Here is a 17,721-nt window from a genome sequence, read left to right on the forward strand (position 1 = left end):
CACGGTCCGGCGCCGGGTCTTCCTCGGCCCGGCTCCGCCACGTGGGGCGCGGCGCCGTCCGCGGGCCGGCTGGGGGCGGCGCGCTCCGCTGCTTCCGGCGGGTGCGGGCCGGGGCGGTCCGCCCTGGTTGGTCGCGGTCACGGGAGCAGCCAATCGCTGGGATGTTGGTCGGCCAGATGGACGGTGCCGCTGGTCAGGGTCATGGAGCCGAGGGCGAACGGCGGGCCTTCGGGGGACGACCAGCGGTAGCCGGAGCGGGTGCCGGAGCTGCGCTTGAGGCGCACCTGGACGGCGACCGGCGGGCCGTGCTTCGAGAACTCCTCGCCGAGTTGCTCACTGCCGAGGTAGGAGCCGATCTGCTGGCTCGACTGGGCGGTCCGGCCGACGGCCCGCACTTCACCGCGGAGCACACCGTAGGTCTGCGTGGGCGCCGACTGCACACTGAGGTCGACCGACGCGCCCGGCCGCACCGAGGCCGCCCGGTCCGCGGGTATGTACAGGGTCGCGACCAGGGGATCGCCGGAGTGGCCGACCCGCTCCACGGAGGCGACGTTGGCGCCGGTGTTCAGCACGGAGCCGATCGAGGCGGTGAGGGTGGTGAGCCGGCCGCCCGCGATGGTGCGCACGACCGTGGTGCCACGGGTGGTGCGGACCTTCAGCAGTGGTGCGCCCGCCGGGAGGGTGCTGCCCTCCTGGGCGAGGACGGAGGTCACCTGGCCGGCGATCGGGCTCTGCAGCACATAGCTGCCCTGGCCGTGGGTGAGGATCCCGGTGGCATCAAGGGTGCTGGACACGGTGCCGGTGACGGCCCATACGGCGGCACCGGCCATGACCGCCATCGTGACCGCCAGCGCCAGCCATCCCTGGGGGCGGGCATAGCGCACCGGCAGATCGATGTCCTCTACCGACTGCAGCTTGGAGAGGGCCTGCTGGCGGAACTGCACGAGAGTCTTTCCTCAGCCGCGAAGGGAGTGATCGAAGGGGGCCGCGGACCGCCGAGTGCCCCGGACCAGGCAGGCCCGGGGCACACGGGAGCGGTAAATCAGCCTCAGAGGGTGCCGACGACCCCACCGACGATGCCGGTGGTGTTCAGGCCGGTGAGACCGTCAACCGTGCCGGTGACGGTGCCGAGGGCGCCGGTCACCGGGCCGGTGACCGAGTCGACGGTGCCGAGGACGTCGCCCACGGGGCTGCCGATCCCGCCCGCCACGTTGTCCAGCTCGGCGTCGGAGATCTCCTGGGTCGCGACCTTGGGCGCGTTGTTCATTGTTGCGTCTCCCTTGGGTGAACGTCTCGTTGAGCTTGCAACAGCGCACGGGAACCGAGGGGAATCAGCTCCCGCGGCATGGTCACGGGATGTCCGGAGGACACCGGGCTCCGTGAAATGCCTGAACGCGGAAGGGATGTAACCACGGGGTCCGCCACGCGGCGAATCACCCACGGTCCGGAACCGGGCATTCCGCCACTTTCAGATCACACGGCGAACACATTCGCACACCTCGCCGACGCCGTTCCCTCACAGAAAGGCCACCGACCTCACGTGGCATCGCATCCCTCGGGCGATGTGACGCGCGTCATTTCGGGTCGGACCGCCGGGGCCGGGGCCGAGGTGGCGCATGAGCCGGGTGGCACACATGGCGTCTGTGTAACAGGTGTGCCGATCGCTTGAAGACCGGGCGGACAGGGCCGCATGCGAGGACGTGGCGGCACGGGAATGCGACATGTGCGACTTCAGACCGCCCGGCCCGCCTGCGGTACCACCTCGCCGTCCGGCACCGGTCCGGGTGCGGTGCCGTCGCCGAACGGGCGCCCGCCCAGTTCCGCACGGTGATGCGGGGTCAGCCAGCCGGAGAGGTCGGGGCCGAGCGGGACGATGCCGGTGGGGTTGATGTTGGTGTGCACCCGGTAGTAGTGGCGCTTGATGTGGCCGAAGTCGACGGTGTCCCCGAAACCCGGTGTCTGGAAGAGGTCACGGACGTAAGCCCACAGCACCGGGTCCTCGCTGAGCTTGTTGCGGTTGCACTTGAAGTGGCCGTGGTAGACGGCGTCGAAGCGGACCAGCGTGGTGAACAGCCGGATGTCGGCCTCGGTGATGGTGTCGCCGACCAGATAGCGACGCGTGGACAGCCGCTCCGACAGCTCGTCCAGGCGGGCGAAGAGACGTCGGTACGCGTCGTCGTAGGTGTCCTGGTGCTCGGCGAAGCCCGCCCGGTACACACCGTTGTTCACATCGCGGTAGACCCCCTCCGCCACGTCGTCGATCTCGTCGCGGTGCTCCTCGGGGTACAGGTCCGGGGCGCCCTCGCGCTGGAGGGCGGTCCATTCGGTGGCGAGGTCCAGGGTGATCCGGTGGAAGTCGTTGGTGACCAGCGCTCCACTGGGGACGTCCACGACCGCGGGCACACTCACCCCGCCCGGATAGCCGGTCTCGCGGGCGTCGTACGCCTCACTGAGGAAGGCGATGCCCAGCACCGGGTCCCGGTCCCCCGGGTCCAGGGTGAAGCGCCAGCTCCGCTCGTCCTGGATGGGATCGGTGATGGCCAGCGAGAGGGCCGGCTCCAGGCCGAGCAGCCGCCGTGAGATCAGCGCCCGGCTCGCCCACGGGCAGGCCCGGCTGGCCACCAGCCGGTAGCGCCCGGCCTCCACCGGCCAGCCGTCCCGGCCATCGGCGGTGATCCGGTCGGCGAAGTGCGGCCCGGATCGGCGGAACTCCTTGCGCTCGCTGGGTGTCTCCTGGTCAGCGGTGTTCAACGGGACCACCTACCACCTTCCGAAGCGGGAACCGTCGTGCACGGTCCATGTCACGGGTTGCCCTCCGAGGCTTCTGCGCCACGGATGACACCTACTCGGTTCCACGCCCCGGGAAGGGGTATTCCTCACGGATCGGACAGGGTGGCGCTACGGGGGCGCACCAGCGTTCAAGACCGGAGGCGAGGCCGGGGGCCAGGGTCGGGGCATGCCTGAGAACAAGGGCTGGAAGAGCCCGTATCTCCTGCTCACGATCACGATGCTGCTGTGGGGCAGCGCCTTCTCCAGTTCCAAGTCGGTGGTCGCCCAGATGCCGCACACCGTGGCGGCGCTGCTGCGCTTCGGCGGCGGGGCGGTCGCCCTGCTGGCGGCCGTGGCGCTCTTCGGCGGACCGGCCGCCCCGGCTTCCGCGCGCGGTGGCGGGCGGGCCGCGCTCGCGGGTCTCCTGGGGGTCTTCGCCTACAACGGCTTCTTCTTCTGGGGGCTGTCGCTGGCGCCCTCGCTCGACGCGGGAATCCTCATCCCCGTCCTGAGCCCGGTGCTCACCAGCGCCTTTCTGCTGGTCACCGGTCGTGACCGGCCCTCCGGCGCACGGCTGGCGGGGCTCGCGCTCGGGCTCGCCGGGGCAGTGGTGTTCTTCTTCGGCGCGGGCGGCAGCGCGCACGGCGGCGCCACGCGGCTGACGGGCGATCTGCTCTATCTGCTCAGCGCGGTGTGCTGGGCCGCGTTCACGCTCATCGGGCCCCGGGTGCTGGCCGGTGTCGATCCGTTGCGCGCCACGACCTACGCGACGTGTGCCGGGGCGGTGCTGCTGGGGGCGCTCGCCGTACCCGATCTCGGCGATACGCACTGGAGTGAGCTGCCGGCCGGCCTCTGGCTGAACGTGGTGTTCCTCGCCATCGGCCCGGCCGCCGTCGCCAATCTCCTCTACTACCGGGGAGTGGGCGCGGTGGGTCCCGCGTCGGCGTCCTTGATGATGTTCATGGTCCCGGTGATCAACACCGGGTGCGCCATGCTCTTCCTTGGCGAGTCCTTCGGCGGTCTGCAGGCGCTGGGCGCCCTGGTGCTGCTGTCGGGTGCGGTGCTCGCCGTCACCCGGGGACGTGGACCGGCACGTCCCCGAGCGGGTACCGCGCCCACCGCGGGAAAGAAGCCCTCGGAGCTGTGAGGCACCGTACGGCGCCGGTCTGCATCACTCCCCTCGTGGTGATGCAGACCGACGTCACGCTGGGAGGCGAGGCTTCGTTCCCGCGCTGCGCGGCAGGAGTGACGGTAAAGCGGATCACCGGGGCGGGCAACGGTGCACGGTGCGCATCGCGCGCCCGCGATATGTGCACGGTGCGCAGTCAGTCCACCGGCTGGAGCCCGGTGATGTGCAGGGCGTGCACCAGGTCGTGAATCCCGGAGCCGGTGGTGAGCAGGTCACGGCTGAGCAGGTGTTCGGCGGCCCGCAGATGGGATCTGACGGTGTTCCGGCTGAGGCCGAGATGGCGGGCGGTCCGCTGGGCGTCGGTGTTCGCGTCGATCCAGGCGCGCAGGGTGGTGTAGAGATCGCGGCCACGGGTGCTTTGGAGCGGGCGGAGGAATTCCCGCGCCCAGGCGTGTGCGGGCTCGGTGCGGAACAGCTCGTCCAAGGTGGGCTCCGGCCGCCCGCGCTCGGCGCCGAAGCCGCCGTCCGGCTGCCCTCCGGCCAGGCAGAAGGCCAGGTCGAGGGCGGCCCGGGTGCGTACGTCGCCCAGGTCGAGGCCGAGGGTCGCCGCCACCCGGCCGAGGTGGTGGGAGACGGTGTTGCGGCTGATGTCCAACAGCCGGGCCACGGCGGACCGGGGGAAGGTGACGGCGAGCCGGGTGATGTCCAGGGTGGCTCTCGGGGTGGATCCGAGTGGCCGCAGCAGGGCACGGGCCCAGGCACCCGCCTCCGTGCGGGGCAGCAGCGGCACCAGCGGTGTCCGGCCGAGGTAGGCGGCCACCCGCTCGGGCGTATGGCGCGCCGCGGCCAGGGCGTGCAGGGCCTGCCCGTACGCCTCGGCCGTCGCGCCGAGCGGATACGGGCTGCTGATGCCCAGCGCGTAGTGCGGGTTGTCCCGCACCAGGCGGCGCAGCACCGTGCCCTGGCCTTGGGTCACCTGGGGGCCGTCGGCGGAGGCGTTGCCCGCATCGTCAGTGGCCTCGTTGTCGGGCTCGCCGTCCGCCTCATCGGTGGCCTTGTCGGCGAACTCGTCGGCGGACCCGTCGGCGACGAGACAGATGAGGTGTTCCTTGAAGGCTGGGCAGTGCACCATCAGGCCCGTGCCGTGATAGCCCGATCCGTCCTGGTAGTTCTGCGCCAGCCGGTCCCGGTCCTCCGAGGGGCAGTGCAGCAGATAGACACGCAGCCGTTCGGCGTCCAGCAGCGCGGGGACGGCGCCGGTGGTCATGCGGCGGGCCAGGGTGAGGTCTCCCGCCAGCAGGGCGCTGAACACGGCGAACCGCAACTGCCGCGCCTTGTGCTGATACCCGCGCAAGGTGGTGTCCGCGTCCTGCGCCCGGCCCAGGAGCGCGATGAGGCTTCCGGCGTGCGAGACCAGCGACGCCGCTTCGCGGGTGGGCGCCGAGGTGCCGGCCACCACCAGGACGGGGCGTGGCGCGCGCGGGCCGAGCGCTTCCAGACGCACCTGAAAGGCGCCGCTCTCGGTGACCGCCGCGGCCATCTGACCACCGGCCAGCCGGGACAGCGTCGGTTCGAGCGAGGGCAGGATCTGGCGCGGGAAGCGGGCGGTGGAGGTCTCGACGGCGCCCGCGCTGCCGATCAGCGCGACATCGGCGTCGATCTGCCGGCCCAGCCAGTCGAGAACCGCCCGCGGATCCGCCCCGGCCCCCCGGCTCATCTGCCGCCGCACCTCGTGCAGCAACTCATCCAGCCGCCCGGTGTGCGCCCGTGCCTCCACAGCAGTGCTCCTCCCACCCCCGTGGTGCGCCATGTCGCGCGGACCGATCGGCGGTCCGCGCACCCGCCGTACTTTATGCCCGGTTCACGGGACCTCGAGAAGTGCCGTGGACATCAGGCCGGTTCGGCGGGGCGGGCCTGCCGGATGGGGAGGTGTCCGCGCAGGCCAGGGCCCTGCGTGGGGGTCGTGGCGGGGCTGTTAGGTTGACATGCCCAGTTGAACGGGGAAAGGAAGATCACGTGCGCAAGGCAGTACACATGGCGGTCACTTCGGTCATCGTCGCTCTTGTCGTCAGCGGCTGCGGAGACAGCGACGACGGGAAGAAGGAATCGAAGCCGAGTGGCGAAGCCACCCAGGCCGCCCAGAAGTCGCCGAGTTCGAGCCCGGCGGCCCAGCGCACGATCATCGAGCGTTCGGCGGGGTCCTGGAAGTCCATCGTGGCGGCGAAGTCCGACGACGCCCTGGAGACCCTCACCATCGCGGACGGCAAGGTCACGGCGAAGGGGCCGAAGCTCGACTGCACCGGCACGCTGAAGTCCGGCCAGAAGGGCGGCGAGGACGAGCCTTCCCTGACCCTGTCGTGCAAGGGCGGCAGTGACGGAGGCCGGGGCGAGGGCACCGTGGGGATGAAGGGCGACGACGCCCTGGCGATCAACTGGAAGGGCCCCGAGGGCGGCTTCGGCGGTCCCGTCGACAGCTTCCGCCGGGCGGGCTGACCTCAGGGCGCGCTCAGGCCACCGCGGGCGGGCAACGGCCGCGGTGGCCAGCCCAGAGCCGCGGTGGCCGAGCGGAGGAAGACGCGCATGACGTGCTCGCGGACTCAGTCCACCGAGCGGAACAAGCCCTCCAGCGCGCTCGCCACCTGGTCGGCCGAGAGCGGGTCGTCGACACCGCCCATCGCGTAGATGCCCCGGTCCAGTTTGATGCCCCGTGTCATCGCGCCGAGCAGCGTGGCCAGTTCGGTGCCTCGCAGGGCGGGCCGGTGCCCGGCCCGATCGAACAGCCCGTCCAGCATGGTGCCGATGCGGCGGCTGAACCGCCTCTCGTGTTCCACCAGCGCCGAGGCGGCATCGCCGTCCCGGAGCGCCATCAGCCGGAATTCCAGGTGGATGAAGACCCACCGGGTATCCAGATGCTCCCCGTTGAAGATCTCGGCGAAGGTCCGGGCGAGCTGGGGGGCCAGATCCCGTCCGGTGTTCATCTCGGCGATCCGCTCCCCGATGTAGTCGGCGGTGCGGTCGCTGTGCCGCCGGAAGACATCGAGGAAGAGCTTCAGCTTGCTGTCGTAGTTGGAGTAGAAGGCCCCGGTGGTCCTGCCCGCGCACTGGCAGATGTATCCGATCGAGGCCCCGTGGAAGCCACGTTCGGAGAACGCCCGCTCCGCCCCGACGATCAGCGCTTCCACGGTCTTTGACCGCTGCGGCGGCATCGGTGTGCCCCTCTCCCCCAGTTGTTCGGAAACCTGGCCAGATCCGTACGGTAGCCGATCCGCCCCTCTGTTCAGTAGGGAACCCTATCGGTAGCGTTCCCTATTGAAAGCCGCGGCCGACGGCTCCGGGAAGTTCGCCCCGGAAAGTTCGAGGAATCACGAAGGAGAGCCATCGTGAACGCTCCGATGCCCACGACCCATGACGACCTCCGAGACCTCCACGACCTCCCTTCATATCCGAACGACCGGGACGACTACGTCAACCCGGCACGTGCACTGCTCACCGGGCCGCCGATCAGCCCGTTGAGGTTCGCCGGCGGCAGCGCCGGCTGGCTGGTGACCGGATATCACGAGGCGCGGGAGGTGCTGCGGGATTCCCGGTTCAGCGCCGAGCGCTGGCGTGGCGACGACACGATGCGGAAGGTCCCCGAGTCGATCCGCCGGGACCGCAGCAGCGGGGCGGGGTCATTCCTGGCCATGGACGCCCCGGAGCACGGCCGCTACCGAGGACAGCTCACGCGGTACTTCACGGTGCGGCGGATGCGCGAGCTGGAAGCGCGCGTCGAAGACATCGTCGCCAACCAGCTGGACGCGTTGGAGGCGGCGGGCAAACCGGTCGATCTGGTGCGGCACTTCGCCCTGCCCATCCCCTCGCTGGTGATCTGCGAGATGCTCGGTGTGCCGTACGAGGAGCGGGAGTTCTTCCAGACCGTCGCCGCGCGGCTGCTCCGCCAGGACCGCACCGATGAGGAGTTCGTCGCCGGGAAGACCGCGCTCGACGACTTCCTGCGCACACTGGTCGAGGCCAAGCGCAAGGAGCCGCAGGACGATCTGATCTCCCTGCTGACCGCCGTTGACGAGCTCAATGACGAGGAGATCGGCGGCATCGCGGGGCTGCTGCTGATCGCCGGCCACGAGACCACCACCAACATGCTCAGCCTCGGCACCTTCGCCCTGCTGCGCCGCCCCGAGCAGTTCGAGCGGCTGCGGGCCGACGAGTCGCTCCTTCCGCAGGCCGTCGAGGAGCTGCTGCGCTATCTCAGCATCGTCAACGCCTTCCCCGTCCGCATCGCGCTGGAGGACGTGGTCGTCGGCGGTGTCACCATCGCGGCGGGCCAGTCCGTGGCCGTCTCGGTCCCGGCGGCGAACCGGGACCCGGCGCTGGTGGACGACCCGGACACGCTCGACGTCGGGCGTCCCCGCAGCAGCCATCTGGCCTTCGGATACGGCATCCATCAGTGTCTCGGTCAGCATCTGGCCAGGATCGAGCTGGTGTCGGGCTACCGCGGACTGATCCGCCGGCTCCCGGGGCTGCGGCTCGCCGTGCCCCCGGAGGAGGTCCGGATGCGCAGCGACATGGTCATCTACGGAGCACACGAGCTGCCCGTCACCTGGTGACACGGAGCACACGGCTGCCCGTCACCTGGTGACAACACCGGGCACGACCCGGCCTCCACACACGGCGCCGGGCGGGCCCGACCTCCACACAGCCGAAATCATCACATGACCTCCACGCACACGGAGTTCATGTGATGATTTGGTGACCCCGGCCCGTCCGGGCCGGGGGTGTGGAGGGGAAATACAAACGTGAAGTCAACGACCTTCAGATCCGCCGTGGGGGCCGTGCTGACGGCGGCCCTGTCCGCCGTGGTCCTGCCCGCCTCCGCCGCGAGCGCGGCGGAGAGCCCGGCGGCGGCCGGCACCGTGGACACCGCGACCGCACGGTCCTTCGGGCGCCTGGCCGACGCGGTGCTGACCCAGCGCACGGCGGCGCTGCTGGACACCAAGCAGTCGGTGCGGCGCGCCGCACCGCTCGCCGAGAAGAACGTCCGCCTGTCGGCCGGCCAGACCCGGACCGAGGACACGGCGCTGTCCGCGCTGCGCTCCCGCAAGGCGCGGCTCGCGGCCCTGGGCGAGGCGTACACATCCGCCGACACCAAGGTGGCGGTGGACCGGGTGCGGGTCGAGGCCGGGCACGCCACCGTCCAGGCCACCGAGACCACGACGCTGGCCTACAAGAAGATACGCGGCGACGAGCCCGCGACGACCGGCTTCCAGGCGCACCACCGGCTGAGCTTCGCCGCCACCGCGGACGGGAAGTGGCAGCTGACCGGCCTCACCTCGACCGACGACGGCCCGCTGGCGGTCAACGAGCCCGCCACGGCGCCGGTGGCGGCCAGGACGACGGCCCTGCCCGATGCGACGCCCGCCGCCATCTCGGTGCCGTCCCGGCCGCAGACGAAGCCCGCGGGAAGCTACGACTACGCGGCGATGGCCTCGTACGCCGAGAAGTACTGGCAGAACTACAACCCCGCCTACCGGAAGTTCAACGAGGCCGGTGGCGACTGCACCAACTTCGTCAGCCAGGCCCTGAAGGCGGGCGGCTGGGCCAACAAGTCCGGCGACGCCGAGGACTACCGCAGCTGGTGGTACGACACCTCGTACCAGTCGACGTCCTGGGTGGGCGCCAACGAGTGGTCGTGGTTCACACTGGACGCCAAGCGCGCCACCAACCTGGCGAACGTCTACTACATGGGCGTCGGCGACGTCATGCAGATGGACTTCGACAAGGACGGGTCCAAGGACCACACCATGGTCGTCACCTACCGGAGCTCCAGCGGGGTCCCGTATCTGACCTACCACTCGGTCAACACCTACCGGAAGTCCGTGGCCAGCATCATCGCCTCGTACCCGACCTCGGCCTACTACGCCTACCGCACCTGAGCGCGCCTCCCCGTGACCGTGGACCCCGCCCCTCCCGGGCGGGGTCCGCGGCATTTGCCCCCGGCCCGGGGCGGTATGTCACAGTGGACCGCCCCTCCCCTACTCCTCACCCATCCGAAAAGTGATGCAGTCCACGACGTTCCCTCCCCGTACCGCGGATCTGTTCACCCAGGGCCTGGAGGACCGCCCGGGCTCCGCCCTGCTGCGTTTCGGCGCGGCACGCCGACGCCCGGCCGGCCGGCTCAGCTGGTCCGGCCCCGGAGCCGTGGCCTGGCTCGATGGCCCCCGGGGCCATGTGTGGAGCGTCGGGAAGCCGGTGGCCGCCGCCGGTCTGGTGCTGGGCGCGGCACAGCGCCTTCCCGACGATGTGAAGGAGTTCACGGGTCCCCGCGGCACCGACGCCCTGGTCGCCCGCCATCTGCCGCTGGCCGATGTGGTCGAGTGGGTCTTCCGCTGGACACCGGACGAGCCAACCGTCCATCCGGGTGAGGAGCGCGTGGTCGAGCTCGGCGAGGGCCACCACGAGGAGCTGCAGGCCTTCCTCCGGGAGCACAGCCCGGCCCATTCGACCGGCCCCGGCTCCTCCGGTATCAGCCTGTGGGCCGGGATCCGGGGCGAGGACGGGCGGCTGGTGGCCTGCGGCGCCCTGAGCAGCCTGCGGGACAGCGGCGCCCCGCTGATGGCGTCCGTGGCGACCGACGCCCGGCAGCGCGGCCAGGGGCTCGGCGCGGCGCTGACCTCCTGGCTCACCCGGTACGCCGTACGCCGGTACGGCTTCTGCACACTGTGGCAGCTCGCCGACAACGCCCCCGCCGAACGGCTCTACACCCGCCTCGGCTACCGCAACGAGGACCTCTGCGTGGCCGCGCGGATCGCCGCGCGCTGACCCCGACACCTCGGTCCCGAAACCCGGCGCACACCGGCGAGCGGCCGACCGCGTGATGTGATGTCCGCACGGTGTTCACCCGACGGACACCGAAGCAACGTCAGCACGCCTGCGTACACACACGTCTTCGAGCCGCGAGAGATGGAGTGACGCCATGCCGGGCGCCCTGTCACGACGTTCCGCCCTGTCCTTCCTGGGAGGGGCGATGGCCGTCGCCGCCACCGGTGGGGGCGGCCGGCCGGCGGCCGCGGCCGATCCCGCTTCCGGCCCCGGATCCGCGCCCGGTCCCGCAAGTGGTCCCGCCTCCCGGGTGGACACCCTCATCGGCCGGATGACGCTCGAGGAGAAGGTCTCGCTGCTGCACGGCGCGAAGGATCCCCAGAGCCTCGGGCAGGCGGGCTACACCCCCGGTGTCCCCCGGCTCGGCATTCCACCACTGCGCCTCGCCGACGGGCCCGCCGGCGTGCGGGTCGCCCGGCGGGCCACCGCGCTGCCCGCGCCGGTACTGCTCGCCTCCGCCTTCGACCCGGCGCTGGCGCGGGAGTACGGACGCACCATCGGGCGCGAGGGCCGCGCTCTGGGCCAGGATGTGCTGCTCTCCCCCATGGTCAATCTCATCCGCACCCCGTATGCCGGGCGCAATTTCGAGACGTTCGGCGAGGACCCCCTGCTCGCCTCCGAGCTGGTGGCCGAGGAGGTCCGCGGCATCGAGGGCGAGGGCCTGATCGCCACCGTCAAGCACTTCGCCCTGAACAACCAGGAGTACGAGCGGGAGTCGATCGATGTCATCGCCGACGAGCGGACGATGCGGGAGACGGAACTGCCGGGCTTCGAAGCGGCCGTACGGGCGGGCGCCGGGGCGGTCATGGGCGCCTACAACAAGGTCAACGGGGCCTTCGCCTGCGAGAGCGGGCCGCTGCTGACCAGAGTGCTGCGTGAGGACTGGGGCTTCGACGGCTGGGTGATGACCGACTGGCACGCCGCCCACAGCACCGCGGCGGCCCTCGGCGCCGGGCTCGACATGGAGATGCCCGACGGCAAGTACTTCGGCGCCGCCCTGCTCAGGGCGGTGGCCGACGGGACCGTACCCGAGGCCGAGGTGAATCGCGCGGCCGGTCGCGTCCTGACCGTCATGGACCGCTTCGGACTGCTGGACGGCGGCGCCCCGCCGAGGCCCGGCCGGGATCCCGAGGCCGGGGCGCGCACCGCGCTGAAGGTCGCGACGGCGGGCGGCATTCTGCTGCGCAATGAGCACGGCACACTGCCGCTGACCGGGCCCGCCGCCCGGTCGATCGCGGTCGTCGGGCCCGCCGGCTCCATCCCCTTCGTCAGTGGCGGCGGCAGCGCCCAGGTGGTCCCCGACCACGCCGCGAGCCCGCTGGAGGCGATGCGCGAGCGTGCCGGGAAGGGGGCCCGGGTGGACTACGCCCTGGGCGAGGACGTGTTCGGCAAGCGGCTCCCCGCCGCCGCGCTCTCCCCGGCCACCGGGCTGGAGGAGCGGAAGGTGGCGGCGGGGAAGAGCTGGAGCTACGACGGCACCCTCACCGTCGCCGAGGCCGATGAGTGGACGTTCGTCCTGCACTTCAGTGGCCCGCCCACCGGCCGCCCGAAGGTCCTGCTGGACGGCGAGGAGCTGTTCCCGTTCCGGCCCGGCCTGGGCGAGTACTTCACCGGTGGCTTCCTCAGCGCCGCCCCGGACGGGCTCGCCGTGCGCCGGGCGGCCGTCGCGCTGGCGGCGGGGAAGCACCGGCTGAAGGTCACCGCCAAGGGCGGCGGGGAGGGGCTGACCTTCCGGCTGCGCCGCACCACCTCCGCCACTAGCGCCACCGATGTCGCCGAGGCCGTGCGCGCCGCCCACGCCGCGCACAGTGTGGTGCTCTTCGCCCACGAGGACGCCACCGAGGGCAGGGACCGCACCACCATCGCCCTTCCCGGCCATCAGAACGCGCTGATCGCCGCCGTCACCGAGGCCAACCCACGCACGACTGTGGTCCTCAACACCTCCTCGTGCACCTCGATGCCATGGCTGGACCGCACCGGCGCCGTCCTCCAGATGTACTACCCGGGCCAGGAGGGCGCCGCCGCCACCACCGCCCTGCTCTTCGGCGACGCGAACCCCAGCGGCCGGCTCACCCAGTCCTTCCCCGTCTCCGACGACCGCCATCCGATGGCCGAGGACCCCCGGCGCTACCCCGGGGTGAACGGCCGTGAGGAGTACTCCGAGGGCATCCAGGTCGGCTATCGCTGGTACGACGCCGAAGGCGTGCGGCCGCTCTTCCCCTTCGGCCACGGCCTGTCGTACACCACCTTCGCCTATGCGGGGCTGCGGCTGCGAAGAGACGGAAGCGGGCTGGAGGCGGTCTTCACCGTGCGCAACACCGGGCAGCGGGCCGGGGCGGAGGTGCCCCAGGTGTATGTGGGGCCCTCCCCCGAGCTGCCGCCCGACCAGGCCGAGCGCGCCCTGGCCGGATTCCGGCGGGTCCATCTGCGGCCCGGTGAGGCGCGGCAGGTGACCGTACGGGTGGCCGCCCGGACGCTGTCCTCCTGGGACACCGAACGCCATGGCTGGGTGCTGGGCACCGGGCGCCGAACCGTGGAAGTGGGCTCCTCCTCCCGCGATCCGAAGCTGCGCGGGCAGATCGAGATCCGCCACGGGGCCTAGGCCGGTCGTGGCCGGAAGTCCCGTCGGCCGTGGCCGGAAGTCCCGGCCGTGGCCGAAGTCCCGTCGGCCGTGGCCGCCTTCGCATACGAGGACTACGCTAGTATGGCGCGTGTGCAACTAATGGCGCACGCAAGCTTTAAGGCATCGACGAAGGAGCGCCGTGCAGATCGACCTTTCCGGTAGGACCGCCCTGGTAACCGGCTCCACGCAGGGCATCGGATTCGCCATCGCCGCCGGCCTGGCGCGGGCGGGCGCCCGTGTCGCCATCAACGGGCGCCGGCAGGAGTCCGTCGAGGCCGCCATCCAGAAGCTGGAGGAGGACACGGAGGGCGGCTCGTTCATCCCCGCCCCCGGCGACATCACGTCCGACGACGGCGCCCGTGAGGTCACCGGCGCCGTGCCGGACGCCGATGTCCTGGTCAACAACCTCGGCATCTTCGGGGCCACTCCGGCGCTGGAGATCAGCGACGATGAGTGGCGGCGCTATTTCGAGGTGAACGTCCTGGCCTCCGTCCGGATGATCCGGAGCCTGCTGCCCGGGATGAAGGACCGGGCATGGGGCCGGATCGTGAACGTCGCCAGTGACTCCGCCGTCGTCATCCCGGCCGAGATGATCCACTACGGGATGTCGAAGACCGCGCTGCTCGCGGTCACCCGCGGCTTCGCCAAGGAGGCCGCCGGTACGGGCGTCACCGTCAACTCGCTGATCGCCGGGCCGACCCACACCGGCGGTGTCGAGGACTTCGTGTACGAACTGGTGGACCCTGAGCTGCCCTGGGACGAGGCCCAGCGGGAGTTCATGGCCAAGTACCGGCCGCAGTCGCTGCTCCAGCGGCTGATCGAGCCCGAGGAGATCGCCAACATGGCGGTCTACCTCAGCTCGCCGCTCGCCTCGGCCACCACCGGCGGAGCCGTGCGTGCCGACGGTGGCTACGTCGACTCGATCCTCCCCTGACGCGGGCACCATCCGCTCCCCCGGGCCCCGAGGCGGGACCCGGGGGACACGTCAGCGGGGCACCTCAGCGGGGGCCGGGACGGGCCGGGGCATCACATCGGCGCATCGCACCGGGCCACCACCCGGTAGGCGTTGGACACCTTCCCCCACCCCGCCAGCGGCTTGAGCAACAGCCGGTCCAATGTGGTCGCGAGGACCAGCGCGGGGACGGCCGCGAGCAGCAGCGCACAGCGCAGCAGCCAGCGCGCCCGGCCGGGCGGTCGCGGCAGCGAAGGGGCGTCGTCGGGCGGGATGACCGCGTTCAGTGACAGCCATACGGCGCCCAGCAGATCGACCGTGTCGGACGGTTCGCGGTGCTCCTCGGCGACGACGGTGAAGCCGAGCGCGTCCAGTTCCTTCCGGAGGTTCGCCACCGGCAGGAAGTGCAGATGCTGGGGCTGCAGCCAGGGCAGCCAGAAGCGGCCGAGGAGCCGGGCGAACCAGCACTCCGGATCGGGCACCTCGATCAGCAGATGGCCACCGGGGCGCAACGCCCGCCGGGCCGCGCGGAGTTCGGCGCGGGGATCGGTGCTGTGCTCCAGATAGTGGAACATGCTCACCACGTCGTAGCCCCCGGCCAGGCTCTCCTCGGCCAGCTCGGGGAAGCTGCCACGGATGCCCCGGTCTATGCGCCCCGTCCGCTCGGCCAGTTCGACGCCGTCGGTGAAGTCCAGTCCGTCGAAGCGGGTGGCGGGGAAGACGGTACGGGCCACTGCGGGGAAGTGGCCGTGTCCCGTGCCGACATCGAGCCAGGTCTTCGGGGGCTCGGCGGAGGGCTCCTGGAACATCGCGCGCCGCCGGTACACCTTGTCCCGCCCGGCGAAGAGGTTGCCGAGTTCCATCTCCCCCATCCCGTCGTAGAAGTCGCGGTAGTAGAACTCCAGGCCGTCGCCGTTCAGCCTGGGGTTCTGGAAGACGTGGCGGCAGTCGGCGCACGCGTCGAGCGCGAAGCGGCCCGGCTTGCTCTGGTAGCGGTCCCTGGTGCGCAGCCGCCGCTTCAGCCGCGTCGAGCCGCACCAGGGGCAGTCGGTACGGCGCGGTTCGAAGAACCGCCCGGTGCCCCGCACCAGATCGGCCTGGTAGCCGGGGCGAAGCGCGGCGACGGTCTCGGCGCGCGACGGCTTCGCGGGCGTGTGTGGTGCGTCGGACGTGCGGCTCATCGGTCCCCCTCGGGAGTCGGCGTGGCATGGCCACCGGTCTTCGCGGCCAGCGCTTCCAGATGTCCGGCCGCCGCGACGGCGCCGCCCGCCGCGCGGAACGAGGCCCCGACGCGCTCGGCGGCGATGCGGTACCCCGGTTCGTACAGGACGGTGTCCAGCGCCTCGCCGAGCCCGGCCGCCCTCGCCCGGCCGAACCTGACCCGGACGCCCGCGCCCGCGTCCACCACCTGCGCGGCCACCACCGGCTGGTCGTCCCGGATGGGGGCCACGACGAGCGGAACGCCGTGCCACAGGGTTTCGCAGACCGTGTTGTGGCCCGCGTGGCACACCACCGCGCTCACTCGTTCCAGAAGGGGGAGTTGCGGGACGTAGCGGCGCACCAGGACGTCCTCGTCATCCGGGCCGTCCGGCGTGAGTACGCCCTCCGGGTCGACGATGACCGTCTGGAAACGACCGGCCCGGGCCCGTACGGCCTCCCGGCACTCGGTGAGGAAACGCGCCCCGGCATCGGTGTTCGCGGTGCCGAGCGTGACCAGGACGGCCAGGCGCGCGGGGTCCAGCCACTCCCAGGGGAAGTCCGTCGTGGCCGGCCGCTCGGCGATCGACGGGCCCACGTAACGGATGCGGTCGCCCGCCCGGGCCGGCCGTCCCGCCAGTTCCTCGGTGGTGAAGGCCAGGACCAGATCCGGTGAGAACCGGGGATCGGCCGTGCTCTCCGGATCGCCGATCCGGCCCCGCACCTCGTCCATTTGCCCGTCCAGCCAGGCGTCGATCTTGGGCAGACCGTCCAGCGCGCCCGTGAACTCCGCCGAGGTGGTGGCGGATGTGGCCCAGCGCACCCCCAGCCGTTCGGCCACCAGTCCACCCGCCACGGTCTGCTGATCGGCGATCACCACATCCGGGCGGAACTCCTCGATGGCCTTGGCGACGCCCGGGGCCATGGCCTCGGCGAGTGGCACCAGGAACCGCTCCCACAGGAACCTCAGCGCCGCCGGGCCGCGTACGTCCGGTGGCCGGTCCGCTCCGCCCTCGCCCAGCACCGGCCCGGCGCAGTGGTAGACCGTCGCCCCCTGCCCGGTCAGCCGCCCGACGACCTCGGGCATCCCGGCCCAGGCCACCTGGTGTCCCCGGGCGGTCAGTTCGGCCGCCACGCCGAGGGTGGGGTTGACGTGGCCGACCAGTGGCGGCACGACGAAGAGAAAGCGGCGGGGTACGCGGGGTGGGGCTGCCTGCGATCTGCTGGGTTCGCTCATGAGGCATCGGCCTCCAGGGGTGCGTCCGCCACCGGGGCGCCGGTGCCCGGTTCGCACCCGTGGATCCAGGACAGCAGCAGTTCGCGGATGCGCGTGGGCGCCTCGGCGAGGACCGAATGCCCCTGTCCCGGCAGGACGACGGTCCGAGTGCCGGGCAGTACCGACTCCAGCCACCGCTCCTGCCCGGCGAGTTCGGAATCGGCGCCGTAGACGGCCAGCACCGGGCAGCGCACCGCGCCGACCTGCTCCTCGCTCACCACCCGGCTCGCCGGTACGTCCTCGGCGATGGTGGTCGTACGGACCAGGCGGGCGGCCGACTTGGCCAGCCGTGCGGTGTGGGCGCCCCGGTGGGCGCTGACCCAGGCCAGCGACTCGGCCTCATGGACGACCAGTTCGGCGGCGACGCGCCGGAGGATTCCGCTGATCTCGGTCAGCCAGCTCTCGGTGGCGGGTTTCGCCTCGATCACCGCGATCCCGGCCACCCGCTCCGGATGGCGCATGGCGTAGGCGAACGCCACCGTTCCGCCGAAGCAGTTGCCCACCAGATGGACCGGGCCTGTGATGTCCAGCCGGTCGAGCAGCCGCTCCAGATCGGTGACGAACGTGTCCAGCCGGTAGCCGGAGCCGGGGCGCTCGCTGCGGCCGTGTCCCCGCTGGTCGTACATCACCACCTCCAGCCCGGCGGCGGCGAGGTCCGGGGCCACCGTGAAGTACCAGCTGGCGAGGGAGTCGGTGAGCAGACCGTGGATGAGCACGGCGGTGGCGTTGGGCGGACGGCCGTCGGGCGGGGACAGCCGCTGGACATGCAGTCGGACGCCGTCCGGCCCGGTATCCGGACCGTCATGGTCCGTGGCGTGGTCCGCGTCGTCGCCCGTACCGCTGCCTGTGCCGCTGCCCGTGCCCTCGCAGGTGTCGCGGCCGGTGTCGATCATCGCCAT

At 71.7% G+C, this 17,721-nt stretch carries 15 protein-coding genes; 7 read left to right on the top strand and 8 right to left on the bottom strand.

What is annotated here, in order from left to right; all coding sequences use genetic code 11:
• Positions 1 to 137: 137 nt before the first annotated feature.
• From CGL27_RS04370 to CGL27_RS04380, 3 genes are all read right to left on the bottom strand, one after another.
• Entirely contained in the window at positions 138 to 944 is an 807-nt protein-coding gene (locus CGL27_RS04370) for an HlyD family efflux transporter periplasmic adaptor subunit (RefSeq protein WP_119984672.1), read from the bottom strand.
• Between the two features lie 104 nt (positions 945 to 1,048).
• Positions 1,049 to 1,267: a hypothetical protein gene (locus tag CGL27_RS04375; RefSeq protein WP_078638564.1), complete on the bottom strand. Its 219-nt coding sequence runs from the start codon at positions 1,265 to 1,267 to the stop codon at positions 1,049 to 1,051.
• Positions 1,268 to 1,731: 464 nt separating this feature from the next.
• Entirely contained in the window at positions 1,732 to 2,751 is a 1,020-nt protein-coding gene (locus tag CGL27_RS04380; RefSeq protein WP_119994240.1) for a glutathione S-transferase C-terminal domain-containing protein, read from the bottom strand.
• Positions 2,752 to 2,956: 205 nt separating this feature from the next.
• Here CGL27_RS04380 and CGL27_RS04385 point away from each other — a divergent pair, with 205 nt between their 5' ends.
• Complete coding sequence (locus CGL27_RS04385; protein ID WP_119984673.1) at positions 2,957 to 3,916, top strand: DMT family transporter; 960 nt, start codon at positions 2,957 to 2,959, stop codon at positions 3,914 to 3,916.
• 178 nt (positions 3,917 to 4,094) lie between these two features.
• Here the strand turns inward: CGL27_RS04385 and CGL27_RS04390 are convergent, their stop codons facing one another.
• Complete coding sequence (locus CGL27_RS04390) at positions 4,095 to 5,675, bottom strand: helix-turn-helix domain-containing protein (protein WP_240450349.1); 1,581 nt, start codon at positions 5,673 to 5,675, stop codon at positions 4,095 to 4,097.
• A gap of 239 nt (positions 5,676 to 5,914) precedes the next feature.
• On the opposite strand from CGL27_RS04390, the gene CGL27_RS04395 reads away from it, so the two are divergent.
• Entirely contained in the window at positions 5,915 to 6,391 is a 477-nt protein-coding gene (locus tag CGL27_RS04395) for a hypothetical protein (RefSeq protein WP_162952868.1), read from the top strand.
• Between the two features lie 104 nt (positions 6,392 to 6,495).
• Here the strand turns inward: CGL27_RS04395 and CGL27_RS04400 are convergent, their stop codons facing one another.
• Positions 6,496 to 7,104 carry a TetR/AcrR family transcriptional regulator gene (locus tag CGL27_RS04400; RefSeq protein ID WP_119984677.1) on the bottom strand — a complete coding sequence of 203 codons (609 nt, stop codon included), beginning with the start codon at positions 7,102 to 7,104 and terminating at the stop codon, positions 6,496 to 6,498.
• 174 nt (positions 7,105 to 7,278) lie between these two features.
• Here CGL27_RS04400 and CGL27_RS04405 point away from each other — a divergent pair, with 174 nt between their 5' ends.
• From CGL27_RS04405 to CGL27_RS04425, 5 genes are all read left to right on the top strand, one after another.
• Positions 7,279 to 8,502: a cytochrome P450 gene (locus CGL27_RS04405; protein ID WP_119984679.1), complete on the top strand. Its 1,224-nt coding sequence runs from the start codon at positions 7,279 to 7,281 to the stop codon at positions 8,500 to 8,502.
• A gap of 189 nt (positions 8,503 to 8,691) precedes the next feature.
• Complete coding sequence (locus tag CGL27_RS04410; RefSeq protein WP_078638570.1) at positions 8,692 to 9,828, top strand: amidase domain-containing protein; 1,137 nt, start codon at positions 8,692 to 8,694, stop codon at positions 9,826 to 9,828.
• Positions 9,829 to 9,952: 124 nt separating this feature from the next.
• Positions 9,953 to 10,714 (top strand): GNAT family N-acetyltransferase, encoded by a 762-nt coding sequence (locus CGL27_RS04415; RefSeq protein ID WP_119984681.1) that lies wholly within the window; start codon positions 9,953 to 9,955, stop codon positions 10,712 to 10,714.
• A gap of 154 nt (positions 10,715 to 10,868) precedes the next feature.
• Positions 10,869 to 13,376, top strand: a complete 2,508-nt coding sequence (locus CGL27_RS04420) for a glycoside hydrolase family 3 C-terminal domain-containing protein (RefSeq protein ID WP_162952869.1) — start codon at positions 10,869 to 10,871, stop codon at positions 13,374 to 13,376.
• 160 nt (positions 13,377 to 13,536) lie between these two features.
• Positions 13,537 to 14,331: an SDR family oxidoreductase gene (locus CGL27_RS04425; protein ID WP_119984683.1), complete on the top strand. Its 795-nt coding sequence runs from the start codon at positions 13,537 to 13,539 to the stop codon at positions 14,329 to 14,331.
• A gap of 92 nt (positions 14,332 to 14,423) precedes the next feature.
• Here the strand turns inward: CGL27_RS04425 and CGL27_RS04430 are convergent, their stop codons facing one another.
• From CGL27_RS04430 to CGL27_RS04440, 3 genes are read right to left on the bottom strand one after another with little or no spacing between them, the layout of a single operon-like run.
• Positions 14,424 to 15,530 (bottom strand): class I SAM-dependent methyltransferase, encoded by a 1,107-nt coding sequence (locus CGL27_RS04430; protein WP_119984685.1) that lies wholly within the window; start codon positions 15,528 to 15,530, stop codon positions 14,424 to 14,426.
• Complete coding sequence (locus CGL27_RS04435) at positions 15,527 to 16,783, bottom strand: glycosyltransferase (protein ID WP_119984687.1); 1,257 nt, start codon at positions 16,781 to 16,783, stop codon at positions 15,527 to 15,529. Before CGL27_RS04435 ends, CGL27_RS04430 begins: the two co-directional genes overlap by 4 nt.
• Positions 16,780 to 17,721, bottom strand: coding sequence for an alpha/beta hydrolase (locus tag CGL27_RS04440; RefSeq protein ID WP_119984689.1), 942 nt, complete (start codon positions 17,719 to 17,721; stop codon positions 16,780 to 16,782). Before CGL27_RS04440 ends, CGL27_RS04435 begins: the two co-directional genes overlap by 4 nt.

The organism is Streptomyces sp. 11-1-2 (genome assembly GCF_003595545.1).
Taxonomy (GTDB): Bacteria; Actinomycetota; Actinomycetes; order Streptomycetales; family Streptomycetaceae; genus Streptomyces; species Streptomyces hygroscopicus_B.